The 16,426-nt window shown below is 71.8% G+C and carries 18 protein-coding genes; 4 read left to right on the top strand and 14 right to left on the bottom strand.

The window, feature by feature from the left end; genetic code table 11:
- Window positions 1-68 precede the first annotated feature (68 nt).
- The 4 genes from N8N77_RS08370 to infC all read right to left on the bottom strand — a co-directional run bounded on the left by N8N77_RS08370 (window position 69) and on the right by infC (window position 2,339).
- A complete protein-coding gene (locus N8N77_RS08370) occupies window positions 69-869 on the bottom strand; it encodes an RNA methyltransferase (protein ID WP_261166187.1) in 801 nt (266 codons plus the stop codon).
- A gap of 136 nt (window positions 870-1,005) precedes the next feature.
- Window positions 1,006-1,389 carry a 50S ribosomal protein L20 gene (gene rplT, locus N8N77_RS08365; protein WP_261166185.1) on the bottom strand — a complete coding sequence of 128 codons (384 nt, stop codon included), beginning with the start codon at window positions 1,387-1,389 and terminating at the stop codon, window positions 1,006-1,008.
- 32 nt (window positions 1,390-1,421) lie between these two features.
- Window positions 1,422-1,616 (bottom strand): 50S ribosomal protein L35, encoded by a 195-nt coding sequence (gene rpmI, locus N8N77_RS08360; protein ID WP_259606271.1) that lies wholly within the window; start codon window positions 1,614-1,616, stop codon window positions 1,422-1,424.
- A 72-nt stretch (window positions 1,617-1,688) separates the two neighbouring features.
- Window positions 1,689-2,339, bottom strand: coding sequence for a translation initiation factor IF-3 (gene infC, locus N8N77_RS08355; RefSeq protein ID WP_261166182.1), 651 nt, complete (start codon window positions 2,337-2,339; stop codon window positions 1,689-1,691).
- 239 nt (window positions 2,340-2,578) lie between these two features.
- Here infC and N8N77_RS08350 point away from each other — a divergent pair, with 239 nt between their 5' ends.
- On the top strand, window positions 2,579-2,992 hold the full coding sequence (locus N8N77_RS08350) for a DUF1844 domain-containing protein (protein ID WP_261166181.1): 414 nt from the start codon (window positions 2,579-2,581) through the stop codon (window positions 2,990-2,992).
- Between the two features lie 40 nt (window positions 2,993-3,032).
- Here the strand turns inward: N8N77_RS08350 and N8N77_RS08345 are convergent, their stop codons facing one another.
- The 6 genes from N8N77_RS08345 to N8N77_RS08320 all read right to left on the bottom strand — a co-directional run bounded on the left by N8N77_RS08345 (window position 3,033) and on the right by N8N77_RS08320 (window position 7,582).
- Entirely contained in the window at window positions 3,033-3,824 is a 792-nt protein-coding gene (locus tag N8N77_RS08345; RefSeq protein ID WP_261166180.1) for an SseB family protein, read from the bottom strand.
- Window positions 3,825-3,828: 4 nt separating this feature from the next.
- On the bottom strand, window positions 3,829-4,575 hold the full coding sequence (priA, locus tag N8N77_RS08340) for a bifunctional 1-(5-phosphoribosyl)-5-((5-phosphoribosylamino)methylideneamino)imidazole-4-carboxamide isomerase/phosphoribosylanthranilate isomerase PriA (RefSeq protein ID WP_261166178.1): 747 nt from the start codon (window positions 4,573-4,575) through the stop codon (window positions 3,829-3,831).
- 138 nt (window positions 4,576-4,713) lie between these two features.
- The gene (gene hisH, locus N8N77_RS08335; protein ID WP_261166176.1) at window positions 4,714-5,376 is read right to left on the bottom strand and encodes an imidazole glycerol phosphate synthase subunit HisH; all 663 of its coding nucleotides are present in this window, start codon (window positions 5,374-5,376) and stop codon (window positions 4,714-4,716) included.
- Complete coding sequence (hisB, locus tag N8N77_RS08330; RefSeq protein WP_261166175.1) at window positions 5,373-5,978, bottom strand: imidazoleglycerol-phosphate dehydratase HisB; 606 nt, start codon at window positions 5,976-5,978, stop codon at window positions 5,373-5,375. Before hisB ends, hisH begins: the two co-directional genes overlap by 4 nt.
- 35 nt (window positions 5,979-6,013) lie before the next feature.
- Window positions 6,014-7,126, bottom strand: coding sequence for a histidinol-phosphate transaminase (locus tag N8N77_RS08325; RefSeq protein ID WP_261166173.1), 1,113 nt, complete (start codon window positions 7,124-7,126; stop codon window positions 6,014-6,016).
- Window positions 7,127-7,219: 93 nt separating this feature from the next.
- A complete protein-coding gene (locus N8N77_RS08320) occupies window positions 7,220-7,582 on the bottom strand; it encodes a LysM peptidoglycan-binding domain-containing protein (protein WP_261166172.1) in 363 nt (120 codons plus the stop codon).
- A gap of 238 nt (window positions 7,583-7,820) precedes the next feature.
- On the opposite strand from N8N77_RS08320, the gene lexA reads away from it, so the two are divergent.
- Together lexA and N8N77_RS08310 are read left to right on the top strand one after the other, a co-directional pair.
- Window positions 7,821-8,516: a transcriptional repressor LexA gene (lexA, locus tag N8N77_RS08315; protein ID WP_261166170.1), complete on the top strand. Its 696-nt coding sequence runs from the start codon at window positions 7,821-7,823 to the stop codon at window positions 8,514-8,516.
- Between the two features lie 54 nt (window positions 8,517-8,570).
- On the top strand, window positions 8,571-10,559 hold the full coding sequence (locus N8N77_RS08310) for a S9 family peptidase (RefSeq protein ID WP_261166168.1): 1,989 nt from the start codon (window positions 8,571-8,573) through the stop codon (window positions 10,557-10,559).
- Window positions 10,560-10,610: 51 nt separating this feature from the next.
- Here the strand turns inward: N8N77_RS08310 and hflX are convergent, their stop codons facing one another.
- On the bottom strand, window positions 10,611-12,149 hold the full coding sequence (gene hflX / locus N8N77_RS08305) for a GTPase HflX (protein ID WP_261166166.1): 1,539 nt from the start codon (window positions 12,147-12,149) through the stop codon (window positions 10,611-10,613).
- A gap of 125 nt (window positions 12,150-12,274) precedes the next feature.
- Between hflX and N8N77_RS08300 the strand changes: the two genes are divergently transcribed.
- The gene (locus N8N77_RS08300) at window positions 12,275-12,919 is read left to right on the top strand and encodes a class I SAM-dependent methyltransferase (RefSeq protein ID WP_261166165.1); all 645 of its coding nucleotides are present in this window, start codon (window positions 12,275-12,277) and stop codon (window positions 12,917-12,919) included.
- A 24-nt stretch (window positions 12,920-12,943) separates the two neighbouring features.
- On the opposite strand, the gene dapF is transcribed toward N8N77_RS08300, so the two are convergent.
- Genes dapF through miaB form a run of 3 tightly spaced genes read right to left on the bottom strand, consistent with a single transcriptional unit; the run spans window position 12,944 to window position 16,418 of the window.
- Window positions 12,944-13,822: a diaminopimelate epimerase gene (gene dapF, locus N8N77_RS08295; protein ID WP_261166164.1), complete on the bottom strand. Its 879-nt coding sequence runs from the start codon at window positions 13,820-13,822 to the stop codon at window positions 12,944-12,946.
- A gap of 47 nt (window positions 13,823-13,869) precedes the next feature.
- Window positions 13,870-14,856 carry a tRNA (adenosine(37)-N6)-dimethylallyltransferase MiaA gene (gene miaA / locus N8N77_RS08290; RefSeq protein ID WP_261166162.1) on the bottom strand — a complete coding sequence of 329 codons (987 nt, stop codon included), beginning with the start codon at window positions 14,854-14,856 and terminating at the stop codon, window positions 13,870-13,872.
- Between the two features lie 5 nt (window positions 14,857-14,861).
- On the bottom strand, window positions 14,862-16,418 hold the full coding sequence (gene miaB, locus N8N77_RS08285; protein ID WP_261166161.1) for a tRNA (N6-isopentenyl adenosine(37)-C2)-methylthiotransferase MiaB: 1,557 nt from the start codon (window positions 16,416-16,418) through the stop codon (window positions 14,862-14,864).
- Window positions 16,419-16,426: the final 8 nt, after the last annotated feature.

Here is a 16,426-nt window from a genome sequence, read left to right as displayed (position 1 = left end):
TACCGAGACGTAACAACAGCGGGATCCCGGGCGTGCCGCGGTCGCGCAGGCCTGCGCGACACGGTGGTTCAGGTGCGCTGCGCGAAGGCGCTCTCGTAGAGGCACACGCTCGCGGCCGTGGCGAGGTTCAGCGATTCCGCGCGCCCGAAGATCGGCAGACGCAGCGCACGGTCGGCGAGGGCCAGCCCATCGTCGTCGAGACCGCGCGCCTCGTTGCCGAACACCCACGCGGTGGGGCCGGTCAGCGCACCCTCCGCGCGGGCGACGAGCAGATCGTCGCCCTTCACGTCGGCCGCGATGACCGTCATGCCGGCCGCGTGCGCGCGCTCGACCGCGTCGGGCAGGGAGGCGCCGACCGCGTAGGGCAGGTGGAACAACGATCCGGTGGTGGAGCGGACCACCTTCGGGTTGTGGGGATCGACGGTGCGGCCCGTCAGCACGACCGCGTCCGCGCCGGCGGCGTCCGCCGCGCGGATGATGGTGCCGAGGTTGCCCGGATCGCGCACCTCCTCGCAGATCGCGACGAGGCGCGGTGACCCGTCGAAGACCTCGCGAATCGAGGTGGGCGACTGACGAGCGACCGCAAGCAGTCCCTGCGGCGTCACGGTGTCGGCCATCGCCGCCAGCACCGCCTCGGTCACGAAGTCGACCTCGACCGCGGCGTCGGTGAGGAGCGTGCGGATGTCGCCGTGTCGTTCCAGCGCCGAGGGGGTCGCGAAGAGATCGACGATGGCGTCGGGGCGGTACTCCAGCGCCTCGCGCACCGGCTGCGGCCCCTCGAGCAGGAACAGCCCCGTCTCCTCGCGGGCGTTGCGCTTGGCGAGCTTGGCGACGGCGCGCACGCGCGGCGAACGGGGATTCTCGAGCACGTCCCCAGCCTACGCAGGGCACCGCCGCCCGCTCGGGCGGCGCGCGGCCGTCCCGCGCCCGCGCCCCGGAGTCACACGGAGACGACGAAGGCGGGGCGCCCCGTGGGGACGCCCCGCCTTCGCGAGGTGATGCTGCTTACGCGGCCTTCGGCGCGTTCACGTCGGCCGGGAGCGCCTTCTTGGCGGTCTCGACGAGCGAGGTGAAGGCGGCGGGCTCGTTCACGGCCAGCTCGGCCAGCATGCGGCGGTCGACCTCGACGCCCGCCAGGGCCAGGCCCTGGATGAAGCGGTTGTAGGTGATGCCGTTCTGACGCGCGGCGGCGTTGATCCGCTGGATCCAGAGGCGACGGAAGTCGCCCTTCTTCTTGCGGCGGTCGCGGTACGCGTAGACGAGCGAGTGGGTGACCTGCTCCTTCGCCTTGCGGTACAGGCGCGAACGCTGGCCACGGTAACCCGAGGCGCGCTCGAGGATGACGCGACGCTTCTTCTGGGCGTTGACGGCCCGCTTGACTCTAGCCATTCTTCAGATTCCTAACGTGATCTCGCGTCGTCTCAGCGACCGAGGAGCTTCTTGACGACCTTGAGGTCGTTGCCCGAGATGACCTGGTCCTGGTTCAGGCGGCGGGTGCGACGGCTCGACTTGTGCTCGAGGTTGTGGCGCATGTTGGCCTGCTGCTTCTTGATCTTGCCGCTGCCGGTGATCTTGAAGCGCTTCTTGCTGCCCGAGTGGGTCTTCTGCTTCGGCATCTTCTCTTCCTTACGTTGGCGCCCTGCGGGCGACGTTCAGTGCTGCCCGCCGGGGCGGGAAGTCGGTGGGGCTTACTCGGCCGCGGCCTGCTCGGCCTGCTCGGAGCCGCCGGCCTTCGCGGCGCGGGCCGCCTCGCGGTTGGCCGCGCGCGCCGCGTTCTGCTCGGCCTTCGCATCGGACTTGTTGCGGTGCGGGGCGATCACCATCGTCATGTTGCGACCGTCCAGCGTGGGCCGGTGCTCGACCGATCCGAACTCCGCCACGTCCTCCGCGAACTTCTGCAGCAGCTTCGCGCCCATCTCGGGGCGCGACTGCTCGCGACCACGGAACAGGATCATCGCCTTGACCTTGTCGCCCGCCTGCAGGAACCCCTCGGCGCGCTTGCGCTTGGTCTCGTAGTCGTGCTGATCGATCTTGAGGCGGAAGCGGACCTCCTTGAGGACCGTGTTCGCCTGGTTGCGGCGAGCCTCCTTGGCCTTCTGCGCGGCCTCGTACTTGAACTTGCCGTAGTCCATGATCTTGACCACGGGCGGCTTCGAGTTGGGGGCCACCTCGACCAGGTCGAGGTCTGCCTCCTGAGCCAGGCGCAGGGCGGCTTCGATGCGGACGACGCCGATCTGCTCGCCGTTCGGTCCGACGAGTCGGACCTCCGGAACGCGGATGCGCTCGTTGGTGCGGGGATCGCTGATGCGGAACTCCTTGGGTGCGATGGCTGCGGCCACCGTGGCGCGACGTTCACGACACGGGCGGGAGAGAAACTCAGCATCCACCCGTGCACGACGACTGACGTCGGCTCACCCGAACATCCGGATCTCGCTGTTACCCGATCTCTGGATGACGACCCGCTGATCGCGGGCGGAGTGTGACCCGGTAGCCTAGGACGGCAAGCGCGGGTGGGATGTGAATCCTCTTTCGTCCGGAATACATTCCGGAGCCGCCCCAAGACTACCAGAAAGCCCCGATGAGCACCATGCCGTCCTCCCACAGCCACTCTTTCGACGCCGATCGCCACGCACGGTGGGAGGAACAGGAGCGCGCCGCGGAGGCCGCGGGGGCCGCCCGCGACATCGCCGATGTGCCGGCCGTCGAGGTGATCGCGTCGGCCTGCATTCACCTGATGAGCGCCGCGGCCGTCAAGCTCGGGCTCGGCGAGGAGGAGAGCGCGGAAGACCTGACCGACCTCGACGAGGCTCGCAAGCTCATCAACTCGCTCGCCGGCCTCGTCACCGCCGCCGCGCCGGAGATCAGCGACTCGCACGCCCGTCCCATCCGCGACGGGCTGCGATCGCTGCAGCTGCGCTTCCGTGAGATCTCCGTCATTCCCGACGCCCCGGGCAAGGGCCCGGGCGAGAAGTTCACGGGTCCCGTCATCTGACGGACGCGACGGCGGCTGACGACCGCGACGGCGGCGGCCGTCAGCCGCGGGCGAGCTTGACCTGCAGGCTGTCGACGAGCACCGCGATGCGGTCGTCGGCCGCCCAGCGCCGGGCGAGCCGCTGCAGCACGGCGTCGAGCGCGCTGCGCTCCAGCCCGTCGACCAGCGTGAGGCGCACGATCAGTTCGGGCCCCCGCAGGCGCGCGCCCGGGTCGCCCGGCTCGACGGCGAGATCCAGCACGGCCAGCTCCTGGCCGATCGACTCCTGCAGGCCGCGGTAGACCTCCGGGCTCGTCCAGGCGGGCTCCCACGGCTGCGACTGGGCGATCGCCCACACCGCCGGGCGGCGCACGACGAACTCCGTGTCGCTGGCGGGGTCGATCACGACGAGGTCGGTCTGCTCCCCCGCCGCCGCGAGCGCGGCGCGCGTGCCTGCAACGGGGATGGGCCGCGCCTTCGCATCCCAGCGCCGCATCGTGTCGACGCTGGAGAACACCGGCTGCACGCTGCGGCCGTCGGGGGCGGCGACCGTCACGATCGACAGCTCCTGGGTCTTGTCGACCGCCAGACCGTGCGGCCCGACGCCCTCGTCCCCCTTCTCGGCCACGAGCGGCACGAGCACGCGCGCCTGCCGCAGCGCATCGACGACGGCGACGGGATCGCCCGAGCCGTCCCTGAAGCGGGTCAGGGCCTCCCACAGTCGCGGGTCCGCCGATCCGTCGTCGCCCGCCGCCGGATTGGGGCGGAACTCGCGACCCTCCCACGGCACGCCGGCGGAGTCGGCGAGCGACGGATCGTGCGATCCGTCCTCCCGCCGCTCGTTCTCGTGCACGATCTCAGTCGGACGCGATGTCGAGCGCCTCGGCGAGGGTGAACGCGCCGGCGTAGAGCGCCTTGCCCACGATCGCGCCCTCGACGCCCTCGGGAACGAGGCTGCGCAGGGCCGCGATGTCGTCGAGGCTCGAGACGCCGCCCGACGCGATGACGGGCTTGTCCGTGCGCGAGGCGACCTGACGCAGCAGTTCGAGGTTGGGCCCCTTGAGCGTGCCGTCCTTCGTCACGTCGGTGACCACGTAGCGCGCGCACCCGGCGTCCTCCAGGCGGTCGAGCACCTCCCAGAGGTCACCGCCCTCCTGGGTCCAGCCGCGGGCGGCGAGCGTCGTGCCGCGCACGTCGAGCCCGACCGCGACGGCCTCACCGTAACGGCCGATGATGGAGGCGGTCCATTCGGGGTTCTCGAGCGCCGCCGTGCCGAGGTTGATGCGGTGTGCTCCGCTCTCGAGCGCGGCCTCCAGCGAGGCGTCATCACGGATGCCACCCGACAGCTCGATGTTCACGCCCTTGACGTGCTTGAGCACCTTGCGCAGCACCGACGTGTTGCTGCCGCGCCCGAACGCGGCGTCGAGGTCGACGAGGTGGATCCACTCGGCGCCCTGCGACGCCCACTGCTCGGCGGCCTCGACGGGGTCACCGTAGCTCGTCTCGGTGCCCGCCTCGCCCTGCGTGAGGCGGACGGCCTTCCCACCCGCCACGTCGACGGCGGGAAGCAGGATGAGTCCAGGGGTGGACGCGAAATCGTTCATAGCTCCCTGTGCGGGCGGGACGTTACCGCCGGAACGCACGATGTCTGAGATTACGCGCGCCGGGCCCGTCGATCCAATCGAGCGGAAACTCCGGCGGGAGATGTGCAGGATGGCGCGGAGCGCGGGTGCCCCGACGGATCAGCGGCGCAGCGATCCGACCCAGTTCGCCAGCAGGCGGATGCCCGCCTCGCCCGACTTCTCGGGGTGGAACTGGGTGGCCGACAGCGGCCCGTTCTCGACGGCCGCGATGAAGCGTCCCCCGTGGGCGGCCCAGGTGACGGCCGGCTCGGGGAAGGGCGGCTGCACCCCGAGCGTCCACTCCTGGGCGGCGTACGAGTGGACGAAGTAGAAGCGCTCGTCGCGGATGCCGCGGAAGAGCACCGAGCTCTCGGGCGCCTCGACGGTGTTCCATCCCATGTGCGGGACCACGGGGGCGTCGAGCTCGGCGACCACGCCCGGCCACTCCCCCAGGCCCTCGGTGTCGACCCCGCGCTCGATGCCGCGCTCGAACAGCACCTGCATCCCGACGCAGATGCCCATGACGGGCCGCCCGCCCGCCAGACGGCGGTCGATCAACTCGCCACCGCGGATGGCCGTGAGCTGCTCCATGACGGCACGGAACGCGCCCACGCCGGGAACGAGCAGGCCGTCGGCCTCCAGCACGAGCCCGCGGTCGTTCGTCAGGCGGACGTCGGCACCGGCCGCCTCCAGCGCCTTGACGGCGGAGTGGACGTTGCCGGAGCCGTAGTCCAGGACGGCAACGAGCGGCCGATCACCGTCGCCGATCAGCTCCTCGCTCACAACGCGCCCTTCGTGGACGGGATGCCGCTCACCAGCGGGTCGAGGGCCTTGGCCTGACGGAACGCGCGGGCAAATGCCTTGAACTCCGCCTCGGCGATGTGGTGGGGGTCGCGCCCGTCCAGCACCCGCACGTGCACGGTGAGAGCGGCGTTGAACGCGATCGCCTCGAACACGTGGCGCACGAGCGAGCCGGTGAAGTGACCGCCGATGAGGTGGTGCTCGTAACCGGCGGGCTCGCCGGTGTGCACGAGGTACGGCCGACCCGAGACGTCGACCACGGCCTGCGCCAGTGCTTCGTCGAGGGGGACGAGGGCGTCTCCGTAGCGCGAGATGCCCGACTTGTCGCCGAGGGCCTCGCGGATGGCCTGACCCAGCACGATCGCGACGTCCTCCACGGTGTGGTGCGCGTCGATGTGCGTGTCACCGCTCGCCTTCACCGTGAGGTCCGTCAGCGAGTGCTTCGCGAACGCCGTGAGCAGGTGGTCGAAGAACGGCACCGTCGTGTCGATGCTGCTCGCGCCGGTACCGTCGAGGTCCAGCTCGAGCTCGACGGACGACTCGCTCGTCGAGCGGCTGCGGCGGGCGGTGCGGGCTGCGGTCATGCCCTCCAGTCTATTGCGGGGCCGCGCACCCCGGCTCAGTTGCCGATCTCCGCCAGCGCCTCGAGGAACGCCGTGGTCTCCTCCTCGGTGCCCGCCGTGACGCGCAGATGCCCCGGAATGCCGACGTCGCGAACGAGGATGCCGCGGTCGCGCAGCGCCGCCCACGTGCGCGACGGGTCGGTCACGCCGCCGAACAGCACGAAGTTCGACCAGGAGCGGTAGACGGAGTAGCCGAGTGCCTCGAGGGTCGCCGACATACGGTCGCGCTGCTCGACGATCTCGTCGACGGTGCGCAGCATCGTGTCGGCGTGGCGCAGGGCGGCCGAGGCCGCGGCCTGCGTGAGCGCGGAGAGGTGGTAAGGCAAGCGCACCAGGCGCAACGCGTCGACGAACGCCGGGTCGGCCGCGAGGTACCCGACACGCGCCCCCGCGAACGCGAACGCCTTGCTCATCGTGCGCGAGACGGCCAGGCGCGGGCGGCCGTCGAGGAGGGTCAGCGCCGACGGCTCATCGCGCGGCGCGAACTCGCGGTAGGCCTCATCGACGATCACGATGCCGTCCGTCGCCTCGTACACCGCCTCGACGACATCGAGCGACAGCGGCGTTCCCGTGGGGTTGTTCGGGGCGCACAGGAAGACGATGTCGGGGCGCGCCTCGGCGACCTGCCGCGCCGCATCCTCGGGGTCGAGCTCGAACCCCGGGCCGGGGGTCCCCGTGAGCCAGGCGGAGCCGACCCCCCGGGCGAGCAGGCGGTACATCGAGTAGGTGGGCGCGAAGCCGAAGGCGGTTCGCCCGGGACCCGCGAAGGCCTGCAGCACGTGCTGCAGCACCTCGTTCGAGCCGTTGGCCGCCCAGATCTGCTCGGCCACGAGGCCGTGGCCGAGGTAGGCGGCGAATCCCTCGCGCAGCTCGGTGAACTCGCGGTCCGGGTAGCGGTTCACCTCGCGGAGCGCGCGCGACACGGCGTCGGCGATGTCATCGGCGACCTCGTCGGGCACCGGATGGGTGTTCTCGTTGACGTTCAGCGCGACCGGAACCGCCATCTGCGGCGCCCCGTACGGGGTCTGACCGCGCAGATCGTCGCGAAGCGGCAGGTCGTCGAGGGTGATCGCCGGAGCGATCGAGGTATTCGCCGGGTCTGAAGTCACGGCATCAATGTTAGAGCGGTCCGGATCCTCGCGGCCCGAGTGTCCGCTCCCGCTCCTCGGGCGAGCCGAGCAGCGGCAGCGCCGCGCGTCGCCTCAGTTGACGTAGGACGCGGGGACGGCGATCTGCTGCCCCGGGCTCACGAGGCCGTTCGCGAGGTTGTTGAGGCGCTTCAGCTCGTACACGACATCGCGCGGGTCCTGAGCGGGCGCGACCTCCTGCGCGATGCTCCACAGCGAATCGCCCGCCGTGACCGTGATGAGCTCGAACGCCGAGGCGTCGGCTCCCCGCTCGCCGGAGGCGAGCGCGGCACCGCCGCCCAGCACGGCCGCCGCAAGGCCCGCGACGACCGGAGCGGCCGCGAGGGCCGCGAGCACGCGCCGACCGCGCGTCGTGAGGCGCAGTCGCGTACGGGGCGCGGAGGGCGCCGTCGCTGCCGTGAGGATCGCGGTGCTCATGTCGTGCTCCTTCTGTCTGGGGGCTTCGCATCCGACGCTCGGCCGGGAGGACGGATGCGAAGCTCTGTACCGAATATACGTTCGAGTGTTCGTACATGTCAACGCTATCTCCGACCTCCGACATCGGATCGGGGTGGACACGCTCGAACAAATCTCCCGAAGACCCGGACGAATCCGCTACCGTCGAGGTCGAGGGTCACGTAACCATGGACCTCCGACATCGGAACGAGGAGCACGAATGAGCGACGCCGCGGCCGACATCGCCGGCACCGACGACAAGCCCCGCACGCGCCGCCGCCGCAACCTCAGCGAGAAGCAGATGGCCATCCTCGAGGTCATCCAGCGTTCGATCCAGCGCCACGGCTACCCGCCGAGCATGCGAGAGATCGGCGACGCGGTGGGCCTGAAGTCGCTCTCCAGCGTGACGCACCAGCTCGGCCAGCTGGAGTTGAGCGGCTACCTGCGCCGCGACCCGGGCAAGACGCGCGCCATGGAGGTGCTCATCGACCTTCCCGGCCTGTCCGGCGAGAACCCCGCCGACACGGCACCCGCGGTCGGAGACGCGGCGATGGTGCCGCTGGTCGGGCGGATCGCCGCAGGCGTGCCGATCACGGCGGAGCAGCAGGTGGAGGAGATCTTCCCGCTCCCCCGCCAACTGGTGGGCAAGGGCGAGCTGTTCATGCTGAAGGTGAACGGCGACTCGATGATCGACGCGGCGATCTGCGACGGCGACTGGGTCGTCGTGCGCGCGCAGAACACCGCGGACAACGGCGACATCGTGGCCGCCATGCTCGATGGCGAGGCGACGGTGAAGGCGTTCCGTCAGCGCGACGGGCACACGTGGTTGCTGCCCCGCAACTCGGCCTTCGAGCCGATCCTCGGCGACGAGGCGACCGTGCTGGGCAAGGTCGTCGCGGTGCTGCGCGCCGTCTGATCCCGTGCCGCGGGCGTCCTGCGTCCCCGCGCCGTCTCGCCTACGGTGGGAGGCATGGCCTCAGACGCGACCGCCCCCACCCGCACGATCGCGCCCTACGGATCATGGCGATCCCCGATCTCGGCGGCGGATGTGGCGGGCGGATCGCTCCGGCTCGACGGCGCCCGGTTCGTCGGCGACGACGTGTGGTGGAGCGAGGGCCTGCCTGCCGAGCGCGGGCGCACCGCGCTGATGCGGGGCGTGGCGGGCCACGCGCCCGAGGTGCTGCTGCCGACCCCCTGGAGCGTGCGCTCGCGTGTGCATGAGTACGGCGGCGGCGCGTGGACGGCCGACGACGACGGCACGGCGTACTTCGTCGAGCACACGGACCAGCGCGTGTACCGGTTCACGCCCGGTTCGGAGCCGGCACCCCTCACCCCCGCCGACGGGGGCATGAGCTTCGGCGATCTCACGCTCGCGGACGGCGCATTGTGGGCGGTGCGCGAGACCCACGCGGGCGCCCCCGTACCCGCCCGCGACATCGTGCGCATCCCGCTCGACGGATCGGCGGCACGCGACGCCTCCGCGCTGGTCAGCGTCGTCGCCGGCAGCGACTTCCTCGCCTACCCCGCCGTCCGCGGCGGGCGCCTCGCCTGGATCGCGTGGAACCATCCCGACATGCCCTGGGACGCGGCGGAGCTGCGCGTCGGCCGCCTCGACGAGGCGGGCCGCGTTGCCGAGCATGTCGTGGTCGCCGGTGGTCGGCACGACGCCGAGGCCGTTGCGGCGCTGCAGCCGGAGTGGACCGGCGACGACGAGCTGATGTTCCTCGCCGACATCCCGCGGGCCGGGCAAGACGCCCGCTGGAACCTGCACTGGGCGCGGTTCGACGGGCTCTCGGCCGCCGGGCCCGAGCCCATCATGACGGCCGACGCGGACACGGGCGGACCGCTGTGGAACCTCGGCGCACGCTGGTACGCGCCGCTGAGCGACGGACGCATCATCGCGGTGCAGACCAACGGCTCGGACCAGCTCGTCGTGATCGACCCGACCTGCGGCGCCGAGGACGCCCTGGACACACCACTGTCGGGCGGCGTGCTGGTGCGCGACGCACGCGGCGCTCGGGTGCTGCTGACGGGCGCCGGCGCGCGCGTGCCGGGCGGGCTCTGGCTGCTCGACGTGGACGCGCACACCATCGAGCCCGTGCGCGGCGGCGTGCCGGTCGGCGATCTCGACCCCGCGTGGCTTCCCGAGTCCAGGGCCATCACCTGCCCGGGGCCGAACGGGCCCGTGCACGCGTTCGTCTACCCGCCGACGAACCCCGAGTTCGCCGCCCCGGAGGGCGAGCTGCCGCCGTACCTCGTCCTCGTGCACGGCGGACCCACGACCCACGTCGCCGGCACGCTGTCGATCGTCGTGGCGTACTTCACGAGCCGGGGCATCGGCGTGCTCGACGTGAACTACGGCGGATCCACCGGGTACGGTCGCGCCTACCGCGAGCGGCTGCGGGGCGGGTGGGGTGTCGTCGACGTGCACGACACGGCCGCCGCGGCGCGCGGGCTGGCCGAGGCGGGGCTGGCGGACCCCGATCGGATCGCGATCAAGGGCGGCTCGGCGGGCGGGTGGACCGTGCTGTGCGCGGTTGCCGACACCGACACCTTCGCCGCGGGCATCACCCGCTACGGCGTCGCCGACCTGCGCCGCCTCGTCGCCGACACTCACGACTTCGAGGCGCGCTACCTCGACGGCCTCGTGGGTCCGCTGCCCGACGCGGAGCCGGTGTACGTGGCACGGTCCCCCCTGTCGCGCCCGGAGACGCTGCGCACCCCCTTGCTCATCCTGCAGGGCGCCGACGACCCCGTGGTGCCGCCGAGCCAGTCCGAGTCACTGCGCGACGCGCTCGCGGCGAACGGCGTGCCGCACGCCTACATCCTCTTCGAGGGCGAGTCGCACGGGTTCCGCCGTGCCGATACGCTGCAGCGCGCCTTCGAGGCGGAGCTGGCGTTCCTCGGCGAGGTGCTGGGCTTCCCGACGCCGGACGTTCCGCCCCTGCCGCTCGAGTAGCGCCCGCTCCGTTCCGTCGGATGCCGGAGCCTCGTCGCCGGGTACGCCCCCTCAGAGCGTGTAGGGCTCGAGCTCCGCGGCCAGGCGCGCCCCCACGCGGGCGTGCACGAAGGTCCCCTCGGACTCGTGCCGCCGCTCGATGAGGTGACCCGTCTCGTGGATCGCCGACACCAGCTCGCCTCGGCTGTACGGCACGACGGCGCGCAGCTCGACCTCCGGGAGCGGCAGCGCCTCCTCGACGACCCGACGCAGCTCGTCGATGCCCTCGCCCGTGCGGGACGAGACGAAGACCGCCTTCGGCTCGAGGCCGTGCAACACGAGCCGGGTGTCGTCGTCGACAAGATCCGCCTTGTTGAACACGACGATCTCGGGCACCTCGCGGGCGCCGACCTCGCCCATCACATCGCGCACCGTCGCGATCTGCCCCGCCGGATCGGGGTGGTGCGCGTCGACGACGTGCAGCAGCACGTCGGCATCGGCGACCTCCTCCAGCGTGGACCGGAACGCCTCGACGAGCTGATGGGGCAGGTTGCGGACGAAGCCGACCGTGTCGGCGAGCGTGTACACACGGCCGTCGCTCGTCTCGGCGCGACGCACGGTGGCATCGAGCGTGGCGAACAACGCGTTCTCGACGAGCACGCCGGCGCTCGTGAGACGGTTCAGCAGACTCGACTTGCCCGCGTTCGTGTAGCCGGCGATCGCGACGGACGGGATCGTGTTGCGCTTGCGCTCCGAGCGCTTGGCGTCGCGGGCCGGCGCGAAGTCGCGGATCTGGCGGCGCAGCTGCGCCATGCGGGTGCGGATGCGGCGCCGGTCCAGCTCGATCTTCGTCTCACCGGGTCCACGCGAGCCCATGCCGGCCCCGCCGGCGCCGACCTGACCACCGGCCTGGCGGCTCATCGACTCACCCCAACCGCGCAGGCGCGGCAGCAGGTACTCGAGCTGCGCGAGCTCGACCTGGGCCTTGCCCTCGCGCGTCTTGGCGTGCTGGGCGAAGATGTCGAGGATCACGGCGGTGCGGTCGATCACCTTCACCTTGACGACGTCCTCGAGCGCGCGCCGCTGGGAGGACGCGAGCTCGGTGTCGGCGATGACCGTGTCGGCGCCGACCGCGGCGACGAGGTCCTTCAGCTCCTCGGCCTTGCCGCGCCCCAGGTACGTGGCCGGGTCGGGATGCGGGCGTCGCTGCAGCACACCGTCGAGCACGACCGCGCCGGCCGTCTCGGCGAGCGCCGCCAGCTCGCGCAGCGAGTTCTCGGCGTCGACGAGCGAGCCCTGCGAGTAGACGCCCACGAGCACGACGTTCTCCAGCCGCAGCTGCCGATACTCGACCTCGGTGACGTCCTCGAGCTCCGTCGACAGACCGGGCACGCGGCGCAGCGCGTGGCGCTCCTCGCGATCCCACTGCTCGCCGTCGTCCGATCCGTACGCGGTCGCGTCGTCCTGCAGCGCCTGGGCGGCGCCGAAGACGCGCACTCCCGAGCGCGCGTCCACGCGTGCGAGCACGCGCTCGATCGGATCGGCCGAAACCTCGGACGCGTCGTCGCGGGGCGAGGTGGTGTCCGGCTCGGATGAGGTGGGTTCCGTCATGTGCTCCCTGTCTTCGTGCACTGCAAGCCCTTCAGCTTAGGTGATCCGCCGCGATCGCGGCAGGGGTGTCGTTCGAGAGATCTGCGTGTTACGGCGGCCGGCCGTCTCCGGTACGCTGGCCGCCTATGGGAGATCACTACTTCAGCGAGGCTCCCGCCAGCGCCGAGAAGCTTCGGCGCATCCGCATCCCCCTCGCCGGCCGTGAGGTCGAGGTGACGACCGCGGCAGGCGTCTTCAGCCCCGAACGTCTCGACGTCGGCACCAAGGTCCTCCTCGACAGCACCCCGGAGCCGCCCGCGGGCGGCGACTTCTTGGACCTGGGGTGCGGATGGGGGCCCATCTCGCTGACGCTTGCGGCGCTGTCGCCGCGCGCCCGCGTCTGGGCCGTGGACGTGAACGAGCGTGCCCTCGACCTCGTGCGGCGCAACGCCGAGGAGCTCGGCCTCGAGAACATCAACGCCGTCGCGCCCGCGGATGTTCCCGAGGACGTCGTGTTCCGCACGATCCGCTCCAACCCGCCCATCCGTGTGGGCAAATCTGTGCTGCACGAGCTGATGGAGACGTGGATCCCTCGCCTTGCCGAGCGCAGCGATGCCTACCTGGTCGTCAAGCGCGACCTCGGCTCAGACTCCCTGCAGCGCTGGCTGACCGCCACCTTCGACGACGGCTTCAGCGTGCATCGCACCGCCACCGCCAAGGGCTATCGGGTGCTCAAGGTGCGCCGGCACGGCAACCCGCCGACAGCGCCGGTGACCACCCTCGGGGTCTGACGCCGGCGGTGCGCGCCGCGGCGCTCAGGCGAGAGCGACCGTGCCGGTGTACACGAGGGTGGCGGGCCCCGACAGGGCGACGTGCTCGCCGTCCTCCGCGGGGAACATGCGCACCGCGAGCGTGCCTCCGGGTACCTCGACCCGCCAGTGGCTGGGGGCCGTCGGTCCCGCCCACTCGCGCACGGCCAGCGCCGTGGCGGCCACTCCGGTGCCACAGCTGAGGGTCTCCCCCACACCACGCTCGAATACGCGCATGCGCACGCGCCCGATCCCGTCCTTGACGAGGGGCTCCTGCGGCACGACGAACTCGATGTTCGCGCCGCGCTCGGGGGCAGGCTCGACGATCGGTCGCGCCGACAGGTCGAGCGCCTCCAGCTCCTCCTCGGAGGCCAGCGCGACGACGATGTGCGGATTGCCGAGGTCGATGCCGAGGCCGGGGCGCGCGACATCGATCCCGCGGGCGCGCACCGTCGGCTCGCCCGACTCGGCACGCCAGCGGCCGAGGTCCACCTGGAAGCCGGTCTCGCTGCGCGTGACGTCGCGCACGCCGGCGCGGGTGCCGATCGGCAAGGTCGAACCGGGCGCGAGGGTGGCCAGTCCGGCGTCGAGCAGGTACTTCGCGAAGACCCGCACACCGTTGCCGCACATCTCCGCCTTCGACCCGTCGGCGTTGCGGTAGTCCATGAACCACTCGGCATGCTCGTCCTCGGCGAGCGCCGCGGCGCCCTCGGGGAGGCGGTCGGAGCGGACCACGCGCAGCAGACCGTCCGCGCCGATGCCGAAGCGGCGGTCGCAGAGGATGGCGACCTGGTCGTCGCTGAGGTCGAGCTCGCCCTCGGGGTCGGCGACGATCACGAAGTCGTTGCCCGTGCCGTGGCCCTTGGTGAACGCGATCTCGGTCATCCTGCCAGTCTACGGATGCCACGACGCGCGCCGGCAGCCGCCGGCGCTCAGGACGAGGCCGCCACGATGCGCGCGGGGTCGGCACCGCCCGCCTCGTACCAGCGCACCGCGGCATAGCGGCGGAACCAGCTCACCTGACGGCGCGCGTACCGCCGCGTCAGGGCCTGGGTTTGCGCGATCGCCTCGGCCTGGGTCAGCCTCCCGCTCAGCTGCGCCAGGGCCTGCGCGTACCCGATCGCCCGCCGCGCCGTCGTTCCGTGCTCCAGTCCCCGCTCGCGCAGGCGTGCGGTCTCCTCGAGCATGCCCGCCGCCCACATCCGTTCGACGCGGCGGTCGAGTCGCTCGAGGAGCGCGGCGCGGTCCATCCGGAGCCCGATCACCTCGGCGGGACGCCACGGCACCGGCTCGTCCGGCAGTGCCGCGCCGTGGGTGCGCTGGCCCTGTTCGAGGATCTCCAGCGCCCGCACGATCCGGCGGCCGTTGTGCGGGTCGACACGCTCCGCCGTGGCGGGGTCGGCGGCGCGTAGCCGCTCGTAGAGCGCACCGGGGCCGAAGCGGTCCAGCTCCGCCTCCAGCTCCGCACGCAGCCGCTCGTCGCGGGGCGGGAAGCGGAAATCGAACAGCACGCTCGACACATACAGCCCGGATCCGCCGACGAGGATCGCGTGACGGCCCCGTGCGAGGATCGCGTCGATGGCGACGCGCGCCTCCTCCTGGTAGCGGGCCACGGCCGCGTCCTCGGTCACCTCGAGCACGTCGAGGAGGTGGTGCGGCACGCCGCGGCGCTCGGCGACGGGCACCTTCGCGGTGCCGATGTCCATGCCCCGGTAGAGCTGCATGGCATCGGCATTGACGACCTCCGCGGGGCGTCCGCGCCGGGCGAGGACCTCGGCGAGGTCGAGGGAGAGCTCGCTCTTGCCGGTGCCAGTCGCCCCGATGACGGCCCACAGCCGCGGGCCGGCCGGCGCGTCCGCGTGCCGTCGCCCTTCGGCCCGTCCGCCGTCGCGCTCGCCCTCGGCGGCCGGCGCCGTCATGCTCCTCAGACGCCGACGCGCAGCGTCGGCAGACCGAGCTTGACGGGCCCTGCGGGCGCCCCGCCACCGTGGCCGGCGGTGGCCGGCACGGCGCACGACTCCGCCTGCGACCGATCCCACGCGTCGCCGGCGCGTGTGCGGCGGATGCGCAGCGGTGCGCCGTCGGGCGCGTCGGCGAGCAAGTGAGACGGCGCTGCGTGCGTGACCGTCACGGTCACGACGTCGCCCGGTCGCGGCAGCTCCGACCCGTCGGGCACCTCGAAGTGCACGAGCCGGTTGTCCTCCGCACGCCCGGTGAGACGATGCGTGGCGGCGTCCTTCTTCCCCTCGCCCGTCGAGACCAGCACCTCGAGCTCGCGGCCGAGCTGCTTCTCGTTCTCCTCCAGCGTGATGCGCTGTTGCAGGGCGATGAGGCGGTCGTAGCGGTCCTGCACGACCTCCTTCGGCACCTGGTCCGGCATCGTCGCGGCGGGCGTGCCCTCGCGGATCGAGTACTGGAACGTGAAGGCGCTCGCGAAACGCGCCTCCTCCACGACGCGCAGCGTCTCCTGGAAGTCCTCCTCGGTCTCGCCGGGGAAGCCCACGATGATGTCGGTGGAGATCGCCGCATGCGGGATGCGCTCGCGCACCTTCTCGAGGATCCCGAGGAACTTGGCGCTGCGGTAGGAGCGGCGCATGGCGCGCAGAATCCGGTCGCTGCCCGACTGCAGCGGCATGTGCAGCTGCGGCATGACCTGGGGTGTCTCCGCCATCGCGTCGATGACGTCGTCGGTGAAGGCCGCCGGATGGGGGCTCGTGAAGCGGATGCGCTCGAGGCCCGGGATCTCCCCCGCCGCCCGCAGCAGCTTGCCGAAGGCGTGACGGTCGCCGAACTCGACGCCGTAGGAGTTGACGTTCTGACCGAGCAGCGTCACCTCGATCGCGCCGTCGTCGACGAGCAGGCGGATCTCGTTGAGGATGTCGCCGGGGCGGCGATCCTTTTCCTTGCCGCGCAGGCTGGGCACGATGCAGAACGTGCAGGTGTTGTTGCAGCCGACCGAGATCGACACCCAGCCGCTGTAGACCGAGTCACGCTTGGTCGGCAGCGTGGACGGGAACGTCTCGAGCGACTCGAGGATCTCGAGCTCGGCCTCCTCGTTGTGGCGCGAGCGCTCGAGCAGGCGCGGCAGCGAGCCCATGTTGTGGGTGCCGAAGACCACGTCGACCCACGGCGCCTTCCGCTGCACGGCGTCCTTGTCCATCTGGGCCAGGCAGCCGCCCACGGCGATCTGCATGCCGGCGTGCTTGTCCTTGCGCGACTTCAGGTGACCGAGCGTGCCGTAGAGCTTGCCGGCGGCGTTCTCGCGCACCGCGCACGTGTTGATGATGACGACATCCGCCTCCTCGCCCTCCGCCGCGCGCACGTAGCCGGCGCTCTCGAGCGAGCCGGCGAGCCGCTCGGAGTCGTGGACGTTCATCTGGCAGCCGAAGGTGCGCACCTCGTACGAGCGGGGGCGGCCGTCGACGGTGACGGCGGCCGGTGACGGCTCGATGAGGGTGGGGGCGCTGGAGGGAGTGCTCATGACCGCCT

This window comes from Microbacterium sp. Marseille-Q6965, from assembly GCF_946151065.1.
Lineage (GTDB): Bacteria > Actinomycetota > Actinomycetes > Actinomycetales > Microbacteriaceae > Microbacterium.
The sequence above is the reverse complement of the archived record's forward strand: the minus strand, read 5'-3'. Positions and strand labels throughout refer to the sequence as shown.